Origin of the sequence: Mycobacterium sp. SMC-15, assembly GCF_045310925.1 — a bacterium.
Lineage (GTDB): Bacteria > Actinomycetota > Actinomycetes > Mycobacteriales > Mycobacteriaceae > Mycobacterium.
This window is the reverse complement of the sequence record NZ_JBJIAJ010000015.1, coordinates 118,909-141,583: the sequence shown is the minus strand read 5'-3', so window position 1 is coordinate 141,583 and position 22,675 is coordinate 118,909. Positions and strand designations below refer to the sequence as shown.

The following is a 22,675-nucleotide window of genomic DNA, read 5'->3' as shown; positions in this document are numbered from 1 at the left end:
CTTCACCCATCAACGACTCTTACAGCGTGTCGTCACACTTTCTCAACCAACCTGCCTGGGCAGTACACCTAGCGCGCCCCCCTAGATCTTGGCGTCCCGACCCTCCCAGTACGGGTCGCGCAGCTTGCGCTTGTAGAGCTTGCCATTGGGGTCGCGCGGCATCTCCGTGATGTAGTCAATTGACTTGGGCAGCTTGAACTTCGCCAGCCGTGCCGCCGCGTACTCCATCAGCTCGGCGGTCAGCGCGTCATCGCCCACAACACCCTCGGCCGGCTGGACGACGGCCTTGATCGCCTCGCCCCAGTCCTCGTCGGGCACCCCGAACACCGCGACATCGAGCACCTTCGGGTGAATGATCAGCTCGTTCTCGATCTCGGCAGGGTAGACGTTGACCCCGCCGGAGATGATCATGTTGGTCTTGCGGTCCTGCAGATACAGGTAGCCGTCCTCATCGAGGTAGCCGACGTCACCGACGGTGAACAGGTCGCCGGCACGGTTTTCCTCGGTCTTCTTCTTGTCGTTGTGGTAGGCGAAGGTGGAGCCGCCCATCTGCATGTAGACGGTGCCGACCTCACCGGCCGGCAGCTCGTTGCCTTCGTCGTCGAGCACCTTGACCACCGAATACGGCCAGGCCTTGCCCACCGAGCCCGGGTGCGTCAGCCACTCGGCGCCGCTGATCTTGGTGCCGCCGCCCTCGGTGGCGGCGTAGTACTCGGTGATCACCGGACCCCACCAGTCCAACATCTGACGCTTGACCTCGGGCGGGCACGGCGCCGCGCCGTGAATCATGTTGCGCAGCGAAGACATGTCGTAGCGCTCGCGCACCTCGGCGGGCAGCGCCAACAGCCGACGGAACTGGGTGGGCACCATGTGGCTGTGGGTGACTTTGTGCTGGTCGATCAACGCCAGCATCTCCTCGGGGTCCCACTTGTCCATCAGCACCACCTTGTGGCCCAGCTGGATGGAGATCGACGAGAAGTTCAGCACCGCAGTGTGATACAGCGGCGAACCACAGATGTGCACGTGGTTGTCGAACGGCAGCAGGTCATACAGCGCGAAGAAGCCGGCCGAGGCAACCGGCACCGCGTCGGGGTCGGCGCCAGTCAGCGGACGCTTGACGCCCTTGGGCTTACCGGTGGTGCCGGAGGTGTAGAGCATCGCCGCACCCATGGTGCGCACATCGGGCCGGCCCTCTTCGCCCGCGCCCAGCGTGGACAGCGGGGCGAACCCCTCGATGTCGCCGACGGCGAAACGCCCAGCCGCGGGCAGACCGGCCTCGTCAGCGGCGATCTTGGACGCCTCAGCGAATCGCTCATGGGCGACAACAACTTTCGCGCCACTGTCGGAGAGGATGTAGCCGATCTCCGGACCGGTCAGGTGCCAGTTGATGGCCACGATGTAGAGCCCGGTCTGCATGGCGGCGAAGTACACCGCGAGCGTGTCGACGATGTTCGGCAGCACCATCACCAGCACGTCGCCGGGCTCCAGGCCCATCGCCTGCAGGCCGCGGCCGTAGCGGTCCGCGCGGGCGGCCAGCTCCCCGTAACTCAGCTGACCGCCGTGGACGTCGACCACGGCGGCGACGTCGGGGGTGTCACGGGCAATGTTCCACAGGCCGGCTTCGTTCATTCGGCCAATCTAGAACGCGTTCTAGTCTGCCCGCAAGGCGGAACCAGCGCCGCGCGCCGAACCGGACTAAACCAGCGAGGCCAGCTGCTGAATCTGCTCGGTGCTGCGTCCGGTGACCACCATCATGGTGACGCCGGCGGCCTCCCAGACCTTGATCTGCTTACGGACGTAGTCGACGTCGCCCACGATCGCGGCGTCGTCCACAAGCTCGTCGGGGATGATCTCGCCGGCCTTGTCCTTCTGCCCGCTGCGGAACAACTTGGTCACGTCGTCGACCACCTCGCCGTAGCCCATCCGGCGGTAGACCTCGGCGTGGAAGTTGGTGTCCTCCGAGCCCATGCCACCCATGTAGAGCGCCAGGTAGGGCTTCATGGCCGCGAACGCCGCGGCGCGGTCCTCGGTGATGACGATGTTGGCCGTCGCACAGATCTCGAAGTCTTCGCGGGTGCGCCGCGCGCCCGGTCGGGCAAAGCCCTCGTCGAGCCACTCGTTGTACATGTCGGCCAGCCGCGGGGCGTAGAAGATCGGCAGCCAGCCGTCGGCGATCTCGGCGGCCATCGCGATGTTCTTCGGGCCTTCGGCGCCGAGCATCACCGGGATGTCGGCACGGCGCGGGTGGGTGATCGGCTTGAGCGCCTTGCCCAGTCCGGTGCTGCCCTCACCGCTGATCGGCAGGGGGTAGTGCGGGCCGGCGCTGGTCACCGGGGCCTCGCGGGCCCACACCTGGCGCAGGATGTCGATGTACTCGCGGGTGCGCGCCAGCGGCTTGCCGAAGCGCTGGCCGTACCAGCCCTCCACCACCTGCGGCCCGGACACGCCCAGGCCCAGGATGTGGCGGCCACCGGAGAGGTGGTCCAACGTCAAGGCAGCCATCGCGCAGGCGGTCGGGGTACGTGCCGACAGCTGAACCACCGAGGTGCCCAACCGAACCCGTGACGTCGACGAGCCCCACCAGGCCAGCGGGGTGTAGGCGTCGGAGCCCCACGCCTCGGCGGTGAACACCGCGTCGAAGTCGGCGTTCTCGGCCGCGGCCACCAGTTCGGCGTGGTTGGTCGGCGGCTGCGCGCCCCAATATCCGAGTTGCAGTCCCAGCTTCATCCTTGGCTCCTCGCTCGCCTGCTTGCCACCATTGTTAGAACCTGTTCTACTCGATGCCGTGACTGCCAGCCAAAGCAACCGCGCGCAGATCGATGACCATGAGCCACCCCTCTCTGCGCCGCTGAAGTTGTCCTTCGACTACACACGTTCAGTCGGCCCCGTTCTAGGCGCGTTCTTCACCGCTCTGCGTGAGCGCCGCATCGTCGGCGTCCGTGGTTCCGACGGTCGGGTGTACGTGCCGCCGGCCGAGTACGACCCGGTCAGCTACGAACCGCTCACCGAGATCGTACCGGTGGGCAGTGTCGGCACCGTGGTCTCGTGGTCCTGGCAACCGGCCCCGTTGGAGGGCCAGCCGCTTCAGCGCCCGTTCGCCTGGGCGCTGATCAAGCTCGACGGCGCCGACGTGCCGCTTCTGCACGCGGTGGCGGCCGAAAGCCCCAAGGAGATCAGCGTCGGCACCCGCGTGCACGCGCACTGGGCCGACGAGACCGTCGGCGCGATCACCGACATCGCCTACTTCACGATCGGTGAGGACGCCGAACCGGTGGCCGACACCCCTGACGAGCGCGACCCGGTGAGCATGGTGGTGATCCCGTCCAGCCTGGAGATCCAGCACACCGCCTCGCTTCCGGAGAGCGCGTACCTGCGCGCCCTGCAGGAAGGCAAGCTGCTCGGGGCCCGCACCGGCGCCGAAGGAAAGCTGTACTTCCCGCCCAAAGAGGCCGACCCGGCCACCGGCCTGCCGTTGGACAATTTCGTCGAGCTGCCCGACAAGGGCACGGTGACGACGTTCGCCATCATCAACATCCCGTTCGCCGGGCAGCGCATCAAGCCGCCGTACGTGGCCGCCTATGTGTTGCTCGACGGCGCCGACATTCCCTTCCTGCACTTGGTGTCTGACATCGACGCACACGAGGTGCGGATGGGTATGCGCGTCGAGGCGGTGTGGAAGCCCCGCGAGGAGTGGGGCCTGGGCATCGACAACATCGAATACTTCCGGCCCACCGGCGAACCGGACGCCGACTACGACACCTACAAGCACCACCTGTGAGGGGCAGCATGACGCAACGCGATGTCGCGGTGGTGGGTTTCGCCCACGCCCCGCACGTTCGCCGCACCGACGGCACCACCAACGGCGTCGAGATGTTGATGCCGTGTTTCGCTCAGTTGTACTCCGAGCTGGGCATCGCCCAGACCGACATCGGCTTCTGGTGCTCGGGTTCCTCGGATTACCTTGCTGGACGGGCTTTCTCGTTCATCTCGGCGATCGACTCTATCGGCGCGGTTCCGCCGATCAACGAGTCGCATGTGGAGATGGACGGCGCATGGGCGCTGTACGAGGCCTACATCAAGGTGTTGACCGGCGAGGTCGACACCGCATTGGCCTACGGCTTCGGCAAGTCCTCGGCCGGCCAGCTGCGCCGGATCCTGGCCCTGCAGACCGACCCCTATACCGTCGCTCCACTGTGGCCGGACTCGGTCTCGATCGCAGCACTGCAGGCCCGGCTCGGTCTGGACGGCGGCCAATGGACCGCCGAGCAGATGGCGCGGGTGGCACTGGATACCTTCGCGGTCGCCGACCGGGTGGATTCGGTAGAGCCGTCCGCCAGCCTCGATGAGCTGCTGGAGCGTCCGTTCTTCGCCGACCCGCTGCGCCGGCACGACATCGCACCGATCACCGACGGCGCCGCCGCGATCGTGCTGGCCGCCGGCGACAAAGCCCGCGAACTGTGCGAAAACCCGGCCTGGATCACCGGTTTCGAGCACCGCATCGAGTCTCCGGTGCTGGGCAGTCGGGACCTGACCCGGTCGGCGTCCACCACCGCTTCGACGCGCGCCGCCTCCGGCGACGACATGCCGGCGGTGGACGTCGCCGAGATCCACGCGCCGTTCACCCATCAGCACCTGATCCTGACCGAGGCGATGCGGTTGCCCTCGAAGACGAAGGTGAACCCGTCCGGCGGCGCCCTGGCGGCCAATCCGATGTTCGTCGCCGGTCTGGAGCGCATCGGCTTCGCCGCGCAGCACATCTTTGACGGTTCGGCGGGCCGGGTATTGGCCCACGCCACCAGCGGGCCTGCCCTGCAACAGAACCTGGTCGCGGTGATGGAAGGACGCAACTGATGGGCCAACTCGCTGCAGTGCTGGGCACCGGGCAGACCAAGTACGTCGCCAAGCGCCAAGACGTGTCGATGAACGGCCTGGTGCGTGAGGCCATCGACCGTGCGCTGGCCGATTCGGGCTCGACGTTCGACGACATCGACGCGGTGGTGGTCGGTAAGGCACCGGACTTCTTCGAGGGCGTGATGATGCCCGAGTTGTTCATGGCCGATGCTGTTGGCGCCACCGGCAAGCCGCTGATCCGGGTACACACCGCCGGTTCGGTGGGCGGGTCGACCGCGATCGTGGCGGCCAGCCTGGTGAAGTCCGGCAAGTACCGGCGGGTGCTGGCGATGTCGTGGGAGAAGCAGTCGGAGTCCAACGCGATGTGGGCGCTGAGCATCCCGGTGCCGTTCACCAAGCCGGTCGGCGCCGGCGCCGGCGGCTACTTCGCGCCGCACGTGCGCGCCTACATCCGCCGGTCCGGGGCACCGAACGACATCGGCGCGATGGTCGCGGTCAAGGACCGGCTCAACGGCGCCCGCAACCCGCTGGCGCACCTGCACCAGCCCGACATCACCGTGGAGAAGGTGATGGCGTCCCAGATGCTGTGGGACCCCATCCGTTTCGACGAGACCTGCCCGTCTTCAGACGGCGCTTGCGCGATCGTGATCGGTGACGAAACGGCAGCACAGGCTCGGATCGACGCGGGCGAGCCGGTGGCCTGGATCCACGCCACCGCGCTGCGCACCGAGCCGTTGGCCTACTCCGGGCGCGACCAGGTCAATCCGCAGGCCGGCCGGGACGCCGCCGCCGCGCTGTGGAAGGAAGCCGGGATCACCAGCCCGATCGACGAGATCGACGCCGCGGAGATCTACGTGCCGTTCTCCTGGTTCGAGCCGATGTGGCTGGAGAACCTGGGCTTCGCAGCGCCCGGCGAGGGCTGGAGGCTCACCCAGGCCGGCGAGACCGCGATCGGCGGCAAGCTGCCGGTCAACGCCTCCGGCGGGGTGCTGTCCTCCAACCCGATCGGCGCCTCGGGCATGATCCGGTTCGCCGAGTCGGCGATCCAGGTGATGGGCAAGGCCGGCGATCACCAGGTGCCGAATGCCCGCAAGGCACTGGGCCACGCCTACGGCGGTGGCTCGCAGTACTACTCGATGTGGGTGGTCTCCGCTGACAAGCCCGCCGACAAGCCCGCCAACTGAGAAGGACATCCGCATGAACGCAGATCACCCCGCCCACGTTGCCGGCAAGCGCTCCCGTGACGCGGTCGCGGCCCGCGACAAGGACGCCTGGCTGGCGAACTTCGCCGACGACGCGATCGTGCAAGACCCGATCGGGCCGTCGCACTTCGACCCCGAGGGCAAGGGGCACCGCGGTCGTGACGCGATCTCGAAGTTCTGGGACAACGCGATCGCGAGCACCGACAAGATCGAATTCAACTTCTCCGACACCTTCCAGTGCGGCGATGAGGAAGCCAACACCGGAAACATCACCATCACCATGGGCGGCCACCAGATCGTCACCGAGGGTGTGTTCACCTACCGGGCCAATGAAAAGGGTGAACTGGTGGCGCTGCGCGCCTACTGGGAGTTGGACCGCGCCGCCAAGACCGCCAAACCCGTTTAAGCGAGCCAGTTCAGCGGCACCAATAGCCGCGTCGAACGTGTAATCAGACCGAGTTTCCCGGCAATTTTTCGGTCTGAGTATACGTTCGGCGAGAACTGCATCAATCGCCCAGTTCAACCGGCTCCAGGCCTTCGCGGTAGCGCTGTGCGAGGTTGCGGTAGTACGGCGGGTTGGCGTTGATCCACATCTCGGCACCAGTGCCGGCGATCGGACCCTTGACGACGGCGGGCGAGCCGGTCACCAGCACCCCGGCGGGGATCTTGGTTCCGGCGAGCACCGTCGCTCCGGCCGCGACCAGGCTGCGGCTGCCGATCACCGCACCGTCGAGCACGGTGGCGTGGTTGCCGATCAGCGCCTCGGCGCCGATGTTGGCGCCATGGATCAGGCACATGTGGGCGATCGTCGCGCCGGGGCCGATGTCCACCGGAACGCCCGGCGGCACATGCAGTACCGAGCCGTCCTGTACGTTGGCGCCCTCGCGCACCACGATGGGAGCGTCGTCGGCGCGCAAGATGGCGCCGAACCACACCGAGGCCCCGGCTTCGATGGTGACGTCGCCGATCAGCGTGGCGGTGGGAGCGACGAAGGCGGTGGGGTCGATCCGCGGCGAGCGACCATTGAAGGAAAACAGCTGCATCGTTCACATATACCAGGGACGAAAGACCCCGAACCAGCAGGGCTTATTGCGCAAACAGCTGTCAAAACTGTAACGTGTTCTAGTTAGAAGCAAAGGGTTGGAGGCAACAGGTGAGCACTGACAACGCCGAGGTCGGCGTCCGCCACATCGATACCGGAACACTGCCGGACCGCTACGCGCGTGGCTGGCACTGCCTGGGCCCGGTGAAGGACTTCCAGGACGGCAAGCCGCACTCCATCCATGCGTTCGGCGCCAAGCTGGTGGTCTTCGCCGACTCGCAGGGTGAGCTGCACGTGCTCGACGCCTATTGCCGCCACATGGGTGGCGATCTGAGCCGCGGTGAGATCAAGGGCGACACGGTCGCCTGCCCGTTCCACGACTGGCGCTGGGGCGGCGACGGGCGCTGCAAGCTGGTGCCCTACTCCAAGCGGACCCCGCGGGTTGCGCGCACCCAGTCCTTCCCGACCGACGTGCGCGGCGGGCTGCTGTTCATGTACAACGACCCCGAGGGCAACCCGCCGCCGGACGAGGTGCGGATCCCGGAGATCGAGGAGTGGTCCAGCGGCGAGTGGACCGACTGGCGCTGGAACTCGATGGTGATCGACTCCAACTGCCGCGACATCATCGACAACGTCACCGACTTCGCGCACTTCTTCTACATCCACTACGGGCTGCCCACCTCGTTCAAGAACGTCTTCGAGGGCCACATCGCCTCGCAGTACCTGCACAACGTCGGGCGTTCCGACGTTCCCGGCCTGGGCACCAGCTACGGCGGCTCGGAATTGGACTCCGAGGCCTCCTACTTCGGTCCGTCGTTCATGATCAACTGGCTGCACAACAGCTACGGCGGTTTCAAGGCCGAGTCGATCCTGATCAACTGCCACTACCCGATCAGCCAGGACCAGTTCCGGTTGATGTGGGGCGTCATCGTGCAGAAGCCCAAGGGCCTGGACGACGCGACCACCGAGAAGATCGCCGACGCCATGACCGACGGCGTCAGCAAGGGCTTCCTGCAGGACGTCGAGATCTGGACGCACAAGAGCCGGATCGAGAACCCGCTGCTGGTCGAGGAAGACGGTGCGGTCTACCAGCTGCGCCGGTGGTACTCGCAGTTCTACGTCGACGCTGCCGACGTCACCTCGGAGATGACCGATCGCTACGAGATCGAGATCGACGCGACGGTGGCCAACGAGAAGTGGAACGCGGAAGTCGCCGAGAACCTGCGGGTGCAGGAAGAGGAAGCCAAGGCCCCAAAGGCTTCCGAAACCGTTAACGCCGAGTAGGGCGGCCGCCATGGCCCGCGAGGTTCCCGACGCCGGCGAGCTGGCCCGGTCCATGCTGATGCTCTACGGTCCGCATGACGAGCACGGCGACCACCCCGACGACCGGGACGATGAGTCGGGTCCCGACACCCGCTACTCGCGACAGCCACTGTTTCCGGTCGACCCGGAACGCTACGAGGCGATTCGTGCTGCGACCGAACGGGATACCGACCGCTACCTGCATTCAGGCTTGATGCCGGTGGAATGCCGGCACTGCACCGCCACCGTCGAGGTCAAGAAGCTGGGACCCGGATACACCTCGGTGCAATGGAATTCGGCGGCGGTGCAGCAGTGTGCCCACTTCGCCGCTGAGCGCGAAGCCGGCCACACCAGCAGCCGCAACCGCGGCTGCCCGAAGCTGGCGAAGAGCATCCTGCACGCGGTTGCCGAGGGCCACCTGGAGGAGCGATCCAGCGCTCCCCCGCCCGGCGACGGTATCGACTGAGCGACGCGAAAGCCCCCTCCATCATCGGAGGGGGCTTTCGCGTCGGGGCAACTCACAGTCCGGCGAAGCGCTCCCGGACCTGCTCGGCGGTCAACCCATAGTCCGCCAGCGAGTATTCGTGCTTCGGCGCACGCGGGCCGGTCTTGCTTGCGGCATAGTCGTCGGCCATGGCCTGGCGCGCCTCATCGGACAGCGGCAGGCCGAAGCGTTCGTAGATGCTCGCGGCGGTGGCCAGCGGGTCGGCGACGAAATCCTTGTAATCGATGTCGCAGAACTGAGCCTGGTCGTATTGCGCGCGTTGGCTGTTGAACAGCTCCAACCCGCGAGCCCAGGTCTCCATCTCGTCGGCGCCGATCCGCGCGCCCACGAAGGTGTTCGACTGACCTTCGGTGGTGTGCCGAGCCAGCGAACACATCGACGCCAGGATGGTCTCGGCCGGCCGGTGGCACTGCACGATGAGCGCATCGGGGTAGACCGCCATGATCGCGTCCAGCGCGAACAGGTGGCTGGGGTTCTTGAGCACCCAGCGCTTGCCGGGGTCGTTGAGCCCGATCAGTTGCAGGTTCCGGCGGTGCCGCTGGTACGACGGGACCCAGTCCCGTTCGGAGAGCCAGCGCGAATAGCTCGGCAGGTGCGCCAGCGTCTCATAGGACACCGAGTGCAGCGACTGGCGCAGCAGCTGCCAGCACTCTTCCAAGCCGTCGGCGGTCATGAAGTGCAGCCCGGTGTAGTCCGGGTTCTCGTCATGGTGCCGAGCGAACTGAGCTGTCATCTGCTGGAAAACCGGGTTGCTGTCCCAGGTTTCGCGTGGCGGTCGCGGCTGCGGGAACTCGGCCAGCCACATCTCCAAACCCTGGTGCGCCGGGTCGGCGCCCAGCAGCCGGTGCAGCGCGGTGGTGCCGGTGCGGGGCAGCCCGGTCACGAAGATCGGCCGCTCGATGCCGACCTGGATGTACTCGGGGTTGGCATTCCAGCCGGCCTGCGACAGCAATCGGGCCACCAACGCACCGCGCAGGAAGAACCGGTTCATCTTGCTGCCCAGCTCGGTGAGGTCGGCCTCGGTCCGATACGAGTCCAGCAGCACGCCGAGCGCTTCGCGGTAGTTGTCGTCGTCGGGACCGAAGTCGTCCAGACCCACCATCTTGGTGGCCGAGGCGTGCAGATCCTCGACGGTGCCGACGTTGGTACGAGCCGTCATCAGTTGTGGTACTCCCCGCAGTTGACGTCGATAACCTGGCCGCTGATGCCGCTGGCCAGATCGCTGGCCAAGAACAGCACCGCCGACGCCACCTCGTCCTCGGTGGGCAGCCGCCTCAGGTCGGAGTTGGCGGCGGTGGCCGCATAGATCTGCTCGACGGTGGTGCCGTACTTACCGGCCTGATGGGCGAAGTAGCTCTGCAAAGTGTCACCCCAGATGTATCCCGGCGCAACGGAGTTGACCCGGATGCCCTGCTCGCCCAGTTCGGACGCCAACGACTGCGACATCGCCAGCAGGGCGGCCTTGGCCATCTTGTAGGCGCCGTACTTGGGCTGTGAGTGCCGGATCACCATCGAGTTCAGGTTGACGATCGAGCCGTTAGCCGCGGCCAGCGCCGGCGTGAAGCCCTGCGTCAGGCGCAGCGCGCCGAGACCGCTGAGCTCGATGGCGTCGCGAATGTGCTGAAACGTAGTCTGCGCCAGCGGCTTCATCGACGGCACCCGGAAGGCGTTGTTGATCAGGACGTCGATGTGGTCGAACTCGGCCGAGGCCGCCTCCACCAGGTGCGCCACCTGGTCGTCATCGGTGATGTCGGCCGGCACCACCAAGGCGCGACGCCCGGCGGCCCGGACCTGCTTGGCCACCTCTTCCAGGCGATCCGCACTGCGCGCGACCAGCACCAGATCGGCACCCTCGGCCGCGAACCGATTGGCCATCGTGCTGCCGAGCCCCGGCCCGACACCACTGATCACAACGACTTTGCCGTTGAGCATTCCGGTCATCTTCACCCCAGCATTCTGTTAGCGATTTGCTGCTGCCGCTGCGCGATACGCGCTCGCCAGCTGTCTTGGGAAATCTTGTTGTGGTCGTAGAAGGGCAGCGCCGCCTGCACCGCATCGACGTCGATGAGCTCGACGGTCGGGCCGTCGGCCTCGGTCAGCTGCCGCGACACCCGCTGCCAGCGGAACTGCAGGAAGCCGCGCCGATGCCCCAGCGTCTCGACCCAGTTGGTGACCCCAGGATCGGTATCGGAGACCACGATCCGGATCTTGCCGTCCGGATCGGCTTGCGCCTGAGTGCCGTTCAGCGAGGTCTGGTGGTTGATGTAGTCCAGCGAGATGTACCACAGGCTGCCCAACTGGAAGCCCAGGTACGGCGCATCCGACACCGGCAGGGTGATGACCAAGGCCTGCCCGGGCTCGAGCTCGTAGTGCCCGGCCGACGAGTACTGAGTGGCCAGACCGCCCGGCGTGAGCCGCGGCGCCACCATGGTGTTGACCGGGAGGTTGAGGTAGAACCACTGCGGGAACGCCAGCCAGGTCTTGATGCGGTTGATCAGCTGCTTTCCCGCTGCGGCATAACGCTTCTCGATGAGCCGTCGGGTCAGCTCCGGCGGTGCGGTGCCTTCGGTATCGGTCCGGGCGATCGAGAGCGTGCCACGCTGCGCGGCCCAGTCGTTGTAGACCTCGCGGATCACCAGTTGCGCCGGTGTCTTGGGCTGGAAACGCCAGGTAAAGGTGCCGTCGGCGGCGACGTCGAGTTCGCGATCGTCGAAGGCGGCCTCACTGGCCGGGACGTTGTCGTCGGTGTACTCGCCACCGAGCAGCTGGAAACTGAGGTCGGTCGTGGTTCCCCGGGTGCCCTGCACGATGTAGTCGTTGCCGGGACGCACCACGGTGCCGAAGTACAGCGTGTCGGGGTTGTCCAGGCCCATCTTGGTGAACGGCCCGGTGCCCGACAGCAAGAACGGGTGGTCGCGCTCGCTGTTGAAGGCGGCGTGCACACATGCCTCGACGCCGCCGGCCAGGTATTGCAGGCCCTCGAGCAGGTCGGCCTCGGTCTCGATGTGCGGGGCCGCGGCAACCAGCTTCTCCGCCTCGGCGATCGCGGCCGACAGGGGTTCGGAGTACATCGCTGCAGCACCTCGCAGATCGTCAATTGGTCCAATATTGGACCGCAGTGGTAGATATCTCGAACCGACTTTAGACGGTCGCGGTAGCATGCTGCAATGGCTGTGCCTGAACAAGCGGCGCCCCAACGAGTCGTGCGGTCGTCCCCGCCGACCGAGCGGGTGGTGACGATCCTGGATTTTCTGGCCCGCCACCCCGACCAGAGCTTCGGCCTGTCCGAGCTGGCCCGGCGCACGCAGCTGTCCAAGCCGACGTGCCTGGGCATCGCCAACGCCCTGGCCGACGCGGGCTACCTGACGCGAGACGATCCCGACAAGACCTACCGGCTCGGGCCGGGCCTGATCTCACTCGGTCGCGCAGCCCAGCAGTCGCTGCGGGTCGGCCCCGAGGCGCGCGAGCAACTGCGGCGACTGTCCGCGGATTTCGCCACCTCCGCGGCGCTGAGCGCGGTGGTCGACGACCGGATCACGGTGCTGGAACTGGTGGCGGCACCCAACGCGCACCTGGGAGTTCAGGCCGGCCAGAGTTATCCCTTTGCACCGCCGGTCGGGCTGATGTTCGTGCTCTGGGACGACCACGCGCTGCGGGACTGGCTGGCCCGCCAGCCCACCATCCCGCTGCGATCGGAGAGCGAGCGCCTGCAACGCGTCGTCGACGAGTGCCGTGCCGACGGCTACCTGGTGGAGCGGCTGACACCGGGTGGGCAACGGCTTTACGGGTTGATGGCGGGCCTGTCCAGCGATCTGCCCGATGAGCTGCGGGCCCTGCTCGGTGAGCTGGTGTCCGATATCGGTGAGCGGGTGTATCTGCGTGGCGAAGCCGGCGGCCGGGGCCGGCACGACATCAGCGTGATCTCCGCGCCGGTCTACGACCACCATCAACGCCAAGCGATGGTGGTGTCGCTGCACGCCCAGCGCGCGCTGACCGACTCCGAGATCTCCAAGTGGGCGCGTGGACTGCTGCGGACCGCCGAGGCGCTCACCGTGCAACTCGGCGGAACTAGGCCCGCCTGGCTGTTAGGTTCGGCGCCATGACCGCGCTGGCCTTGTCGACTGCCTCCCGGCTCGAGCTGTCCGAACTCGTGCACCGCTACGCCGGCTACGTCGACGCACGACGATTCGACGAGGTGGCCGAATTGTTCACCGCCGACGCCGAACTCGTGCTGCCGGATCCGCCGGATCACCTGGAGCCATGCGTGCGCCACCGAGGCCACGCCGGTGTGCGGGACGCAATGTCAGCACTGGCCGGCGTGAGCCGCACCCACCACGGCATCGTCGGCGAGGTCTACACCGCCTCGACCTCGGCCGACGTCGCGACCGGAGAGATCGCCGGGGTGGCACATCATTGGCTCGAACACGATGGCAAGCTCACCGACCACGTCTGGTACCTGCGCTACCGCGACGCCTATCACCGCGTCGGGCAGGACTGGCGGATCGCGCGGCGGGAGCTGACCGTCGACGCGATCGAGTCGCGACCTGCTCGCCAGGTGCGCTCATGACCAGACCCCAGATCTCTTTCCAGCTCAAGACTTTCACCGACCACCCCGGCCACGATTGGTCCACCACCTTGGCGCTGGGCGCCGCGATGGACGCTGCGGGCGTCGATCGTGTCGTGGTCTCCGACCACGTGGTGTTCGGCGAGAACCCGGATGCCTACGCCGACCCCCGGCTGGGCGGTATCAGCGGCGGGCGCCAGCCGACTGGTCCCGACGGTCAGTGGCTGGACCCGCTGATCGTGCTGACCGCACTGTCCGCAACCACCACCCGCATCCGGCTGGGCACGGCGGTATTGCTGGCGGCACTGCGCCGGCCGGCGGTGCTGGCGAAAGAACTGGCCACGCTGGACGTGCTGTCGCGAGGACGGCTGGACCTCGGCGTGGGCGTCGGCTGGCAACGCGAAGAGTACGAGGCCGCCGGACTGTCGTTCGAGCGCCGCGGCCGTCTCCTGGACCACACCCTGGAGGTCTGCCAGACCCTGTGGACTCAGCAGCGCAGCAGCTACACATCCCCGGAGCTGTCCTTCGAGAACATTCACCAGATGCCCAAACCCGTTACACCCGGCGGGGTTCCGATCTGGGTGAGCGGCACCGTCAATGACGCGGTGGCGCGCCGGCTGGCCCGGTTCGGGTCCGGCTGGATCCCGTGGGGCCCGGCAATGCGCGACCCGGCGGGCGCCATCGCGGCGATGAAAGACCGCATCGCAGCGCTGGGCGGCGATCCGACCGGCCTGCAGGTGCTGGGCCACGCGACCACCGCCAAGAACCCGGACGGCTCCCTGGACACCGCCGCCACCGCGGCCTCTGCGCCGGCACTGGTAGCCGCCGGGGTCACCGATGTGCGGGTCACTTGCTCGCTGCCCAAGGAAATCGGCCGGGCCACTGAGCTGCTCAGCCAACTCGTCGAGGCGTTCCGCGCCGCAACCGGTTAAGGGAGACATCGATGGAAAAGGTCATGATCATTGCGCGCACAGCCGATTTCAGCGACCAATGGTGCCAGAATATGCGGGGTCCGGTCGCGGAGAAACTGCTGGATCTGGGACTGCCGGGCGTCGTGGTGAACGTGCGCGACGAGGCGGTGCGCGACTCCATGATGACCCTGACGACGCTGGATCCGCCGGCGGCGGCCGTCATCAGCCTGTGGACCCAGCAGTACTACAGCGAAGCGACTCGGGCAGCCATCGCACTGATCGAAGCCGAATCCGATTCGGCGGCGGCGTATCTGGTGACCGAATCGATGCCCATGCCGCCGCCGGACCTCGGCGAGGGCCGCCGTACCCGGGGACTGGCCAATGTGGCGTTGCTGCGCCGGCCGGCTGATCTGGACGAGGCGACCTGGCTGCACCGCTGGCACATCGACCACACCCAGGTCGCCATCGACACCCAGGCGACCTTCGGCTACACCCAGAATGTGGTGATCCGCCCACTCACCGAGGACGCACCCCGCATCGATGCCATCGTCGAGGAGAACTTCCCCGACGAGGCGGTGTCAGATCCGTACGCGTTCTACGGCGCGGCCGACGAGGCCGACCTCACCGACCGGGCGGGCCGGATGATCGCCAGTGTCAGTGCGTTCGGCGCGCACCTGAACATCGACACGGTGCCCACCAGCCGCTATGTGTTCCGGTCGCCGTTCGTCACACACACTGCTGGGACAGCGTGATCAACGCCTCCCGTACATGCGGGTGACGTTCGAGGTAGGAGAGCACCGGGTTCGGGGCGCCGGGATCCTCCTGCCGTCCTTTCGCGTCTAATTCGGCCCGGACGTCCGGATGCCGGTTCAGGTACGAGTCGATGGAGTTGCCGAAGGTCTGGTCGCATTGCTCCGGTGCGGCGTTTGCCACCGGTGTCAGTACCCCGGCAACGCTCAGCAAGCCGACCGCTATCGCTCGAGTAATACCGCTCATCACTCGACGGTACCCGCGTTCTTAGTTCACGCTGGCCAGGGCGAACGGCAGGACCTGGGGTGCACCCGCGGCGCGCAACACCCGGGCCGCCATCGTCAACGTCCACCCGGTGTCGGTCACGTCGTCGACCAACAACACCGGGCCGATGTCCGCCGGTAGTTCCGCCGGCGGCAGCCAGCAACCCTGCAGCGCGGCGACCCGGTAGGCGGAGTTCGCGGCGGTCGCCGCCCTCCGCCCAGGCGCATATCGCAGGGTGTCCAAGCGGGTCAGGCGGCCGAGTTCGGCCAGCCGGTCGGTCAACGAGCCGATCAGCACCGGGTGCGTTGCCGAGTCCAGCCCCAGCACAGCGGTCGGCCTGCTCTGCCACTCCCAGCCGGCCAGCACGCTCACGGCCGCGCGTACCACCTCGTCGGGCACCTCGCGGTCGGGCTCGTCGAGCAGCCGCCGCAGCCGAGCTCCCCAGCCCAGGTCGGTGAGCCGGCCGATGACCCGGCCCGGCTCCGGCCCGTCGGAGATCCGGCCGGACAGTGCGACGCCGAGCTGCGCCAGCCCCGATGGCCACTGTCGACGCGGCGTGATCTCCACCCCGGGTCGCATCAGCCGCTCGCGGGTGGCCGTGGCGGCCGCGGGATCCACCGCGGCGTCGAACCGCGGCCCTGCGCAGTTGTCGCACCGCCCGCAACGCTCCCCCGCCTGCAGTTGAGGGTCGTTGAGTTGGGCACGCAGGAAGCTCATCCGGCAGCCGTGCGTGCCCTGATAGTCCAGCATCGCCTGCTGCTCGGCCCGTCGCAGCTCATCGAGCTTGCGGTAGCGCTGCTCGTCGTAGCTCCACTGCGCACCGGTTCCCAGCCATCCGCCCTTGACTCGGCGCACCGCGCCGTCGACATCGAGGACCTTGAGCACCATCTCCAGCCGCGACCGATTCAGGTCGACGCGTGCCTCCAGCGCCGGTGTCGACAGCGGCTGGTCGGGTGATAGTTCGCCGATCACCTTGCGCACCAAGGACTCCGCGGGGAAGGCCAGCGACGCGAAGTAGCGCCAGATGTCCTGGTCCTCGGTGCCGGGCAGCAGGATCACCTCGGCGCTGGCGGTGGCGCGCCCGGCTCGACCGACCTGCTGGTAGTAGGCGATCGGCGAGGACGGCGCACCGAGGTGGACGACGAAACCTAGGTCGGGCTTGTCGAATCCCATGCCCAGCGCGGAGGTGGCGATCAGTGCTTTGACCCGGTTGGCCAGCAGGTCGGCCTCGAGTTGCTCCCGGTCGGCCGAATCGGTGGAGCCGGTGTAGGCGGCCACCGCGAACCCCTGCGCGCGCAGGTCGGCGGCCACGTCGTGGGCTTGGGCTACGGTAAGCGTGTAGACGATCCCGGATCCGGGCAGCTTCTCCAGGTGAGTGCCGATCCAGGCGGCCCGTTGCGCCGGACCACCGGCGTGCACCACCGACATCCGCAGCGATTCGCGGTCCAGGCCACCACGCAGCACCAGTGTGTCGCCACCGCCCACCCCGAGTTGGCCGGCGACGTCCTCGACCACCCGGTTGTTGGCGGTCGCCGTGGTCGCCAGCACCGGGATGTCGGCGCCGAGCTCGGCGATCAGGGTGCGGATCCGCCGGTAGTCCGGCCGGAAGTCGTGGCCCCAATCCGACACGCAGTGCGCTTCGTCGACCACGACCAGCCCGGCCCGGGCCGCCAGCGCCGGCAGCACCTCATCGCGGAAGTCCGGATTGTTGAGCCGCTCCGGACTGACCAGCAGCACGTCCAGCTCGCCCGCGGTCACCCGACGTTGCACGTCGGCCCACTCGGTCACATTCGACGAGTTGATGGTGGCCGCGTGCACACCGGCGCGTTCCGCGGCAGCGACCTGGTTGCGCATCAACGCCAGCAGCGGCGACACGATCACCGTCGGGCCGTGCCCGCCGGCCCGCAGCAGCTTGGCCGCGATGAAATACACCGCCGACTTGCCCCAGCCGGTCCGCTGCACCACCAGCGCGCGGCGGCGCCCAACGACCAGTGCCTCGATCGCAGCCCACTGGTCGTCGCGCAGCAGCGCCTGCGGTCCGGCCAGCTGCTCCAGAATCGCCTGGGCTTGCGGCCGCACCGTCATGCCGCGATTATTTCGCAGCCCGCTCCCGCTGGATCTCCAGCGCGATGTCGATGAGCTGGTCCTCCTGGCCGCCGATCAGCTTGCGCTGCCCGGCCCGGTGCAGCAGCTCATGGGCGGGCACGCCGTAACGCTCGCCCTGGCGCACCGCGTGCTTGAGGAAGCTGGAGTACACCCCGGAGTAACCCATGATCAGCGCGTTGCGGTCCAGCACGCACTCGGCCGGCATGGCCGGGCGCACCACTTCCTCGGCGGCGTCGGCGATGTCGAAGAAGTCGATGCCGGTCTTGATCCCGACCTTGTCGAACACCCCGATCAGCGCTTCGACCGGGGCGTTACCCGCGCCCGCACCGAATCGGCGCACCGAGCCGTCGATCTGCTTGGCACCGGCGCGTACCGCCTCCAGGGAGTTGGCGACGCCGAGCCCGAGGTTCTCGTGGCCGTGAAAACCCACCTGGGCGTCGTCACCGAGCTCGGTGACCAACGCCTGCACCCGATCGCGGACACCTTCCATCACCAGCGCACCCGCGGAGTCCACCACGTACACGCACTGACAGCCGGCGTCGGCCATGATGCGGGCCTGGGCGGCCAGCTTCTCCGGGGTGACGGTGTGGGCCATCATCAAGAACCCGACGGTCTCCAGGCCGAGCTCGCGGGCCAGGCCGAAGTGCTGGATGGAGACGTCGGCCTCGGTGCAGTGGGTGGCGATCCGGCAGATCACACCGCCGTTGCCCTGCGCCTCCTTCATGTCTTCCTTGGTGGCCACGCCGGGCAGCATCAGGAAGGCGATCTTGGCGTCGCGGGCGGTCTGCGCCGCGAGCTTGATCAGCTCCTGGTCCGGGGTCTTGGAGAACCCGTAGTTGAAGCTGGACCCGCCCAGTCCGTCACCATGGGTCACCTCGATGACAGGCACTCCGGCGGCGTCGATCGCGGCGACGATCGCCGAGACCTCCTCACCGGTGAACTGGTGGCGCTTGTGGTGGCTGCCGTCGCGCAGCGAGGTGTCGGTGATCCGCACATCGAAGATGTGGTCGCTCATTTCGCTCCTCCAGCCTTTGCCGCCGCCATCTCGCGGGCGATCTCCTCGCCGACCTTGGTAGCGGCGGCGGTCATGATGTCCAGGTTGCCCGCATAGGGCGGCAGGTAATCGCCCGCGCCCTCGACTTCGACGAACGTGGTGACCACCGCACGCCCGCCGGAGTTCAGCGACGGCTCGTCGAACTGCGGCTCGTTGAGCATCCGGTAGCCCGGCACGTAGGTCTGCACCTGGGCGACGACGTCCTTGATCGACGCGGTGATCGCGTCGCGGTCGGCGTCCTCGGGGATCTGGCAGAAAATGGTGTCGCGCATGATCATCGGCGGGTCGGCGGGGTTCAAGATGATGATCGCCTTGCCGCGCTCGGCACCACCGATGGTCTGCACACCGGCCGAGGTGGTCTTGGTGAACTCGTCGATGTTGGCCCGCGTACCCGGACCGGCCGACACGCTGGCGACGCTGGCCACGATCTCCGCATACGGCACCGTGCCGCCTTGGGCTTTGACCGCGCGGGTGACCGCGTACACGATCGGGATGGTGGCCTGTCCACCGCAGGTGATCATGTTGACGTTGGGCGCATCGACGTGCTCGTGCAGGTTGGCCGGCGGAATCACCGCCGGGCCCACCGCGGCCGGGGTCAGGTCAATGGCCCGGATGCCGGCGGCCTCGTACTTGGGCGCATACGCCTTGTGCACGTAGGCGCTGGTGGCCTCGAAGACGAAGTCCGGCTTCTCATCCAGGGCCAGCAGCCAGTCCGCACCCTGCGCCGAGGTCTCCAAGCCGAGCTTGCGGGCCCGGGCCAGACCCTCGGACTCCGGGTCGATGCCGATCATCCAGCGCGGCTCCAGCCACTCCGAACGCAGCAGTTTGTACAGCAGGTCGGTGCTGATGTTGCCCGACCCGACGATCGCGACTGAGGCTTTGGCAGCCATGAACGCTCCTCTATCCGAATCTATGCGAAAACCAGCCGGACTGAACCCAGCCCGGCGAACTCGGCGACACAGTCGTCGCCGGCGTGTACGTCGATGGCCCGGGTCGCGGTGCCCGGCAAGACGATGTCGCCCGCCTTCAACCGCACCCCAAAGCTTTCCACCTTGCGCGCCAGCCAAGCCACCGCGGTGACCGGGTTGCCCAGCACCGCGTCGCTGCGGCCCTGCGCGACCACCTCGCCGTTCTTGGTCAAAGAGGCGTTGATGGCTCGGATATCGATGTCACCCGGCTTGACCCGCTGCTTGCCCAGCACGAATCCGGCCGACGAGGCGTTATCGGCGATGGTGTCGCAGAGTTTGATCTTCCAGTCGCTGATCCGGCTGTCGATCAATTCGATGGCCGGGGCGAACGCCTCGGTGGCGGCCAGCACGTCTTCCTCGGTGCAGTCCGCGCCCGGCAGATCCGCGGCCAGGATGAACGCCACCTCGACCTCGACCCGCGGGTAGAGGTAGTTCGACGCCTTGACCGGCTTGTCCTCGAACACCTGCATCTCGTTGAGCAAGTGGCCGTAGTCCGGTTCGTCGACGCCCATCATCTGCTGCATCGCCTCGCTGGACAGACCGACCTTGTGTCCGACGACGCGGGCGCCCTCGGCGATCCGCTGGCGGATGTTGATCAGCTGGATCTCGTAGGCGTCGACGACGTCGATACCGGGCTGAGCCGCCGTCAACGGAGAGATCGGAACCCGACTCCGCTCCGCTTGCGCCAACTCGGCAGCGAGTTCCTCACGGATCTGGGCGCTGAGCATCTTCGATGGTCCCCTCGGGTGGTGTTGAGCGGATGAAACGAGCCGTTCAGCGGCAATTCTATAACGTGTTCTAAAACCGCAAACTGAGACGAGGCCGTAGCCCCGTAGCGGCCCGGACGTGATCTGTACCCGTCAGGATCTGCCGATGGAACAACTGTCAGGACAACAGTCCACTTTGTGAAACTCCGGAGGCGCCGTGCGGTCGATGGCCATCGTGACCAGTATTGGCCTGGCCGCTGCAGCAATCGCGGTTGTCCCACCCACCGCAGCGCTCCCGGACGCCGGCGAGCTGAGCTTTGCCGGTCCCGGATTCACCGTGCGCGTCAACCAGGCACCGTTTGCCATGCAGGTGCTCAACTCCTCTGGTCAACCGGTTTTGACGCAGGTGCCCAGCAACGGTGGGCCGCGACTGGTCAAGAACGAAGCCCAGAAACCGCTCGGTGTGACCCCCTCCGAGTGGCTGTTTCCCACCCGGTACACGCCATTCACCTTCACCGTGGGTACGTCCTCGGCGACCCCGTTTCTCATCAGCCCGTTGTGGGTGGGTGACCTATGGGAGGCCTCCAGCTGCGGGATGCAGTACGCGGCCACCGGAGTACTTTCCACTCGCCCCTTGCCGCAGGGCCTGGAGCTGACGCTGCGTACCGACGACCCGTCGGGGCGCACCCTGGGGGTGACGCTCAGCGAGGACTCCGGCCGGCTGCGGGTGTCGGTCGTCCCCAGCAGCACCCAGGGCATCGTCGCGATGGGAGACAGTTTCGCGTCGCCGACCGGTGAGCGGTTCGCCGGCTTCGGCGGCCTGCACAACGGACTGGATCAGCATGGGGGCCGATTCACCAACTGGGTGCAGGAGGCCAACGTCGGCGCCGGGCCATTGGCACCGGTGTTCAATGTCCTGATGGCCAGCTCCGGCGGCCCGCACTATCTGTTCCCCGGCGGTCCAAGGGCCGCCTACTACGTGCAACCACAGTTCACCTCCACCGCAGGCTACGGCTTCCTACTGGCCCAAACCGAGCTGGCCGACTGGCATCTGGACTCCGATCGCCCCGACGCCTGGCACGTCAACGTCGCCGCCGCCCACCTGGACTATGAGGTCGCCGTCGGCGACCCGGGACAGGTGATCAGTGCACTCAGCGCGGCCAACGGCCGCCATCGCGTCCCGCCGGCATGGGCGCTGGGCACGCAGTTGGACCGTCGCATCGTGACCGGGCAGACCGGGGACGACTACGCGGCGGTCGTCCGCAGCGACCTGGCCAACATCGTCGCCTACAACCTGCCGATCACCGCCTACCGCCCCGAGGCCTGGCTCACCCTGGACCCGGCGGTCCTACGCCAACTGATCAGCGAATTCGGTTCGCACGGTATTCACGTGCTGCTCTACACCCGCAGCTTCGTCAGCATGGATCCGCTGCGCAACACCTCCCCGGCGGATTACCGGTATGCGGTGGCCAACAACTACGTGGCGACCCACGCCAATGGCAGGCCCTACATCGTCGGCTCCCCCAACCAGGCGCTCGGCGGACAGGCCGCCGTCATCGACTTCACCAACCCGGCCGCCAAAGCCTGGTTCCAACGCACCGTGATCGAGCAGCTCGAAACCGGGGCGGACGGTTTCATGAGCGATTTCGGCGAACAGACCCTGCCCGACATGCATTTCGCCAACGGGCAGACCGGCGCCACCATGCACAACGCCTACCCCGCGCTGTACCAGCGGGCCGTACGCGAAGCGGTGGAGTCCTTCGAACAATCACATCCGGGCCGCCACATCTGGTTCTACAACCGCGCGGGCTATACCGGGTCGACCGGCTACGAAGGTGGCAACTTCCCGGGCGACGAGAGCACCGACTTCTCGGTGGCCTCTGGCCTGGCCGCACTCATCCCGGACATGCTCAACCGGGGCCTGGCCGGCGCCTACGGCTATGGCACCGACATCGGCGGCTACCAGGACCTGCTGGCCGGCCCCACCCCCAAGGAGCTGTTCGTGCGGTGGTCTCAGATGGCTGCACTGTCACCGATCATGCGGGTACACGGGGCGCACTCCGGCACCCATATGCCGTGGGACTACGACCAGGAGACGTTGGACACCTTCCGACAGCTCGCCGAGCTGCGCCAGCGGGCCATCCCGTTGATCTCCGCCACCTGGGCCACCGCGGCCAGCACCGGCATACCACTGTCCCGGCCGGTGTGGCTGGCCGCACCCGACGACCCCCGGGCATGGGCGGCCGACCAGGAATGGATGATCGGATCCGACGTCCTAGTTGCCCCGGTCGTCACCCAGGGCGCCACCTCGCGGAAGGTCTATTTCCCACCCGGTTGCTGGACACGGAAAGACAGCGAAGGAAGCTACGCCGGCCCGTCGGAGGCCACCGTGGCAGCGCCGCTGACAGACCTGCCCTACTTCGCCCGCTGCAACACCGGCGGCTTCTAG

The 22,675-nt window shown here is 67.3% G+C and carries 22 protein-coding genes; 11 read left to right on the top strand and 11 right to left on the bottom strand.

Annotation, left to right across the window (positions count from 1 at the left end; genetic code table 11):
* Positions 1 to 81 precede the first annotated feature (81 nt).
* Positions 82 to 1,629 (bottom strand): acyl-CoA synthetase, encoded by a 1,548-nt coding sequence (locus ACJH71_RS20330; protein WP_406759780.1) that lies wholly within the window; start codon positions 1,627 to 1,629, stop codon positions 82 to 84.
* Between the two features lie 66 nt (positions 1,630 to 1,695).
* Positions 1,696 to 2,727, bottom strand: a complete 1,032-nt coding sequence (locus ACJH71_RS20325; RefSeq protein ID WP_406759779.1) for an LLM class F420-dependent oxidoreductase — start codon at positions 2,725 to 2,727, stop codon at positions 1,696 to 1,698.
* A 58-nt stretch (positions 2,728 to 2,785) separates the two neighbouring features.
* Between ACJH71_RS20325 and ACJH71_RS20320 the strand changes: the two genes are divergently transcribed.
* The 4 genes from ACJH71_RS20320 to ACJH71_RS20305 are packed head-to-tail and all read left to right on the top strand — an operon-like array spanning position 2,786 to position 6,459.
* The gene (locus ACJH71_RS20320) at positions 2,786 to 3,778 is read left to right on the top strand and encodes a Zn-ribbon domain-containing OB-fold protein (protein ID WP_406759778.1); all 993 of its coding nucleotides are present in this window, start codon (positions 2,786 to 2,788) and stop codon (positions 3,776 to 3,778) included.
* Positions 3,779 to 3,786: 8 nt separating this feature from the next.
* Positions 3,787 to 4,851, top strand: a complete 1,065-nt coding sequence (locus ACJH71_RS20315) for a thiolase domain-containing protein (protein WP_406759777.1) — start codon at positions 3,787 to 3,789, stop codon at positions 4,849 to 4,851.
* Positions 4,848 to 6,035 (top strand): thiolase domain-containing protein, encoded by a 1,188-nt coding sequence (locus tag ACJH71_RS20310; RefSeq protein ID WP_406759790.1) that lies wholly within the window; start codon positions 4,848 to 4,850, stop codon positions 6,033 to 6,035. Before ACJH71_RS20315 ends, ACJH71_RS20310 begins: the two co-directional genes overlap by 4 nt.
* Before the next feature lie 13 nt (positions 6,036 to 6,048).
* Complete coding sequence (locus ACJH71_RS20305; RefSeq protein ID WP_406759776.1) at positions 6,049 to 6,459, top strand: nuclear transport factor 2 family protein; 411 nt, start codon at positions 6,049 to 6,051, stop codon at positions 6,457 to 6,459.
* 100 nt (positions 6,460 to 6,559) lie between these two features.
* Here ACJH71_RS20305 and ACJH71_RS20300 read toward each other — a convergent pair whose 3' ends face one another.
* Positions 6,560 to 7,096, bottom strand: coding sequence for a gamma carbonic anhydrase family protein (locus ACJH71_RS20300; RefSeq protein ID WP_406759775.1), 537 nt, complete (start codon positions 7,094 to 7,096; stop codon positions 6,560 to 6,562).
* Positions 7,097 to 7,206: 110 nt separating this feature from the next.
* Between ACJH71_RS20300 and ACJH71_RS20295 the strand changes: the two genes are divergently transcribed.
* Positions 7,207 to 8,379: a Rieske 2Fe-2S domain-containing protein gene (locus tag ACJH71_RS20295; RefSeq protein ID WP_406759774.1), complete on the top strand. Its 1,173-nt coding sequence runs from the start codon at positions 7,207 to 7,209 to the stop codon at positions 8,377 to 8,379.
* A gap of 10 nt (positions 8,380 to 8,389) precedes the next feature.
* Complete coding sequence (locus ACJH71_RS20290; protein WP_406759773.1) at positions 8,390 to 8,863, top strand: hypothetical protein; 474 nt, start codon at positions 8,390 to 8,392, stop codon at positions 8,861 to 8,863.
* Positions 8,864 to 8,915: 52 nt separating this feature from the next.
* Here ACJH71_RS20290 and ACJH71_RS20285 read toward each other — a convergent pair whose 3' ends face one another.
* The 3 genes from ACJH71_RS20285 to ACJH71_RS20275 are packed head-to-tail and all read right to left on the bottom strand — an operon-like array spanning position 8,916 to position 11,973.
* On the bottom strand, positions 8,916 to 10,061 hold the full coding sequence (locus ACJH71_RS20285; RefSeq protein ID WP_406759772.1) for a sulfotransferase family protein: 1,146 nt from the start codon (positions 10,059 to 10,061) through the stop codon (positions 8,916 to 8,918).
* Positions 10,061 to 10,843, bottom strand: coding sequence for an SDR family oxidoreductase (locus tag ACJH71_RS20280; protein ID WP_406759789.1), 783 nt, complete (start codon positions 10,841 to 10,843; stop codon positions 10,061 to 10,063). Before ACJH71_RS20280 ends, ACJH71_RS20285 begins: the two co-directional genes overlap by 1 nt.
* Positions 10,844 to 10,845: 2 nt before the next feature.
* Positions 10,846 to 11,973, bottom strand: a complete 1,128-nt coding sequence (locus ACJH71_RS20275) for a hypothetical protein (protein ID WP_406759771.1) — start codon at positions 11,971 to 11,973, stop codon at positions 10,846 to 10,848.
* Between the two features lie 96 nt (positions 11,974 to 12,069).
* Here ACJH71_RS20275 and ACJH71_RS20270 point away from each other — a divergent pair, with 96 nt between their 5' ends.
* From ACJH71_RS20270 to ACJH71_RS20255, 4 genes are read left to right on the top strand one after another with little or no spacing between them, the layout of a single operon-like run.
* Positions 12,070 to 13,005, top strand: coding sequence for an IclR family transcriptional regulator (locus ACJH71_RS20270; protein WP_406759770.1), 936 nt, complete (start codon positions 12,070 to 12,072; stop codon positions 13,003 to 13,005).
* A 5-nt stretch (positions 13,006 to 13,010) separates the two neighbouring features.
* A complete protein-coding gene (locus ACJH71_RS20265; protein ID WP_406759788.1) occupies positions 13,011 to 13,469 on the top strand; it encodes a nuclear transport factor 2 family protein in 459 nt (152 codons plus the stop codon).
* Positions 13,466 to 14,398, top strand: a complete 933-nt coding sequence (locus ACJH71_RS20260) for a TIGR03619 family F420-dependent LLM class oxidoreductase (RefSeq protein ID WP_406759769.1) — start codon at positions 13,466 to 13,468, stop codon at positions 14,396 to 14,398. The genes ACJH71_RS20265 and ACJH71_RS20260 overlap by 4 nt, the downstream gene beginning before the upstream one ends.
* Before the next feature lie 11 nt (positions 14,399 to 14,409).
* Complete coding sequence (locus ACJH71_RS20255; RefSeq protein WP_406759768.1) at positions 14,410 to 15,129, top strand: hypothetical protein; 720 nt, start codon at positions 14,410 to 14,412, stop codon at positions 15,127 to 15,129.
* Here the strand turns inward: ACJH71_RS20255 and ACJH71_RS20250 are convergent.
* The 5 genes from ACJH71_RS20250 to ACJH71_RS20230 are packed head-to-tail and all read right to left on the bottom strand — an operon-like array spanning position 15,104 to position 20,247.
* Entirely contained in the window at positions 15,104 to 15,373 is a 270-nt protein-coding gene (locus ACJH71_RS20250; protein ID WP_406759767.1) for a hypothetical protein, read from the bottom strand. The genes ACJH71_RS20255 and ACJH71_RS20250 overlap by 26 nt on opposite strands.
* A 21-nt stretch (positions 15,374 to 15,394) precedes the next feature.
* A complete protein-coding gene (locus ACJH71_RS20245; protein WP_406759766.1) occupies positions 15,395 to 17,476 on the bottom strand; it encodes a RecQ family ATP-dependent DNA helicase in 2,082 nt (693 codons plus the stop codon).
* Positions 17,477 to 17,483: 7 nt separating this feature from the next.
* Positions 17,484 to 18,512, bottom strand: coding sequence for a 4-hydroxy-2-oxovalerate aldolase (dmpG, locus tag ACJH71_RS20240; protein ID WP_406759765.1), 1,029 nt, complete (start codon positions 18,510 to 18,512; stop codon positions 17,484 to 17,486).
* A complete protein-coding gene (locus tag ACJH71_RS20235; RefSeq protein ID WP_406759764.1) occupies positions 18,509 to 19,441 on the bottom strand; it encodes an acetaldehyde dehydrogenase (acetylating) in 933 nt (310 codons plus the stop codon). Before ACJH71_RS20235 ends, dmpG begins: the two co-directional genes overlap by 4 nt.
* A gap of 20 nt (positions 19,442 to 19,461) precedes the next feature.
* A complete protein-coding gene (locus ACJH71_RS20230; RefSeq protein ID WP_406759763.1) occupies positions 19,462 to 20,247 on the bottom strand; it encodes a 2-keto-4-pentenoate hydratase in 786 nt (261 codons plus the stop codon).
* A 205-nt stretch (positions 20,248 to 20,452) separates the two neighbouring features.
* On the opposite strand from ACJH71_RS20230, the gene ACJH71_RS20225 reads away from it, so the two are divergent.
* Complete coding sequence (locus tag ACJH71_RS20225; protein ID WP_406759762.1) at positions 20,453 to 22,675, top strand: TIM-barrel domain-containing protein; 2,223 nt, start codon at positions 20,453 to 20,455, stop codon at positions 22,673 to 22,675.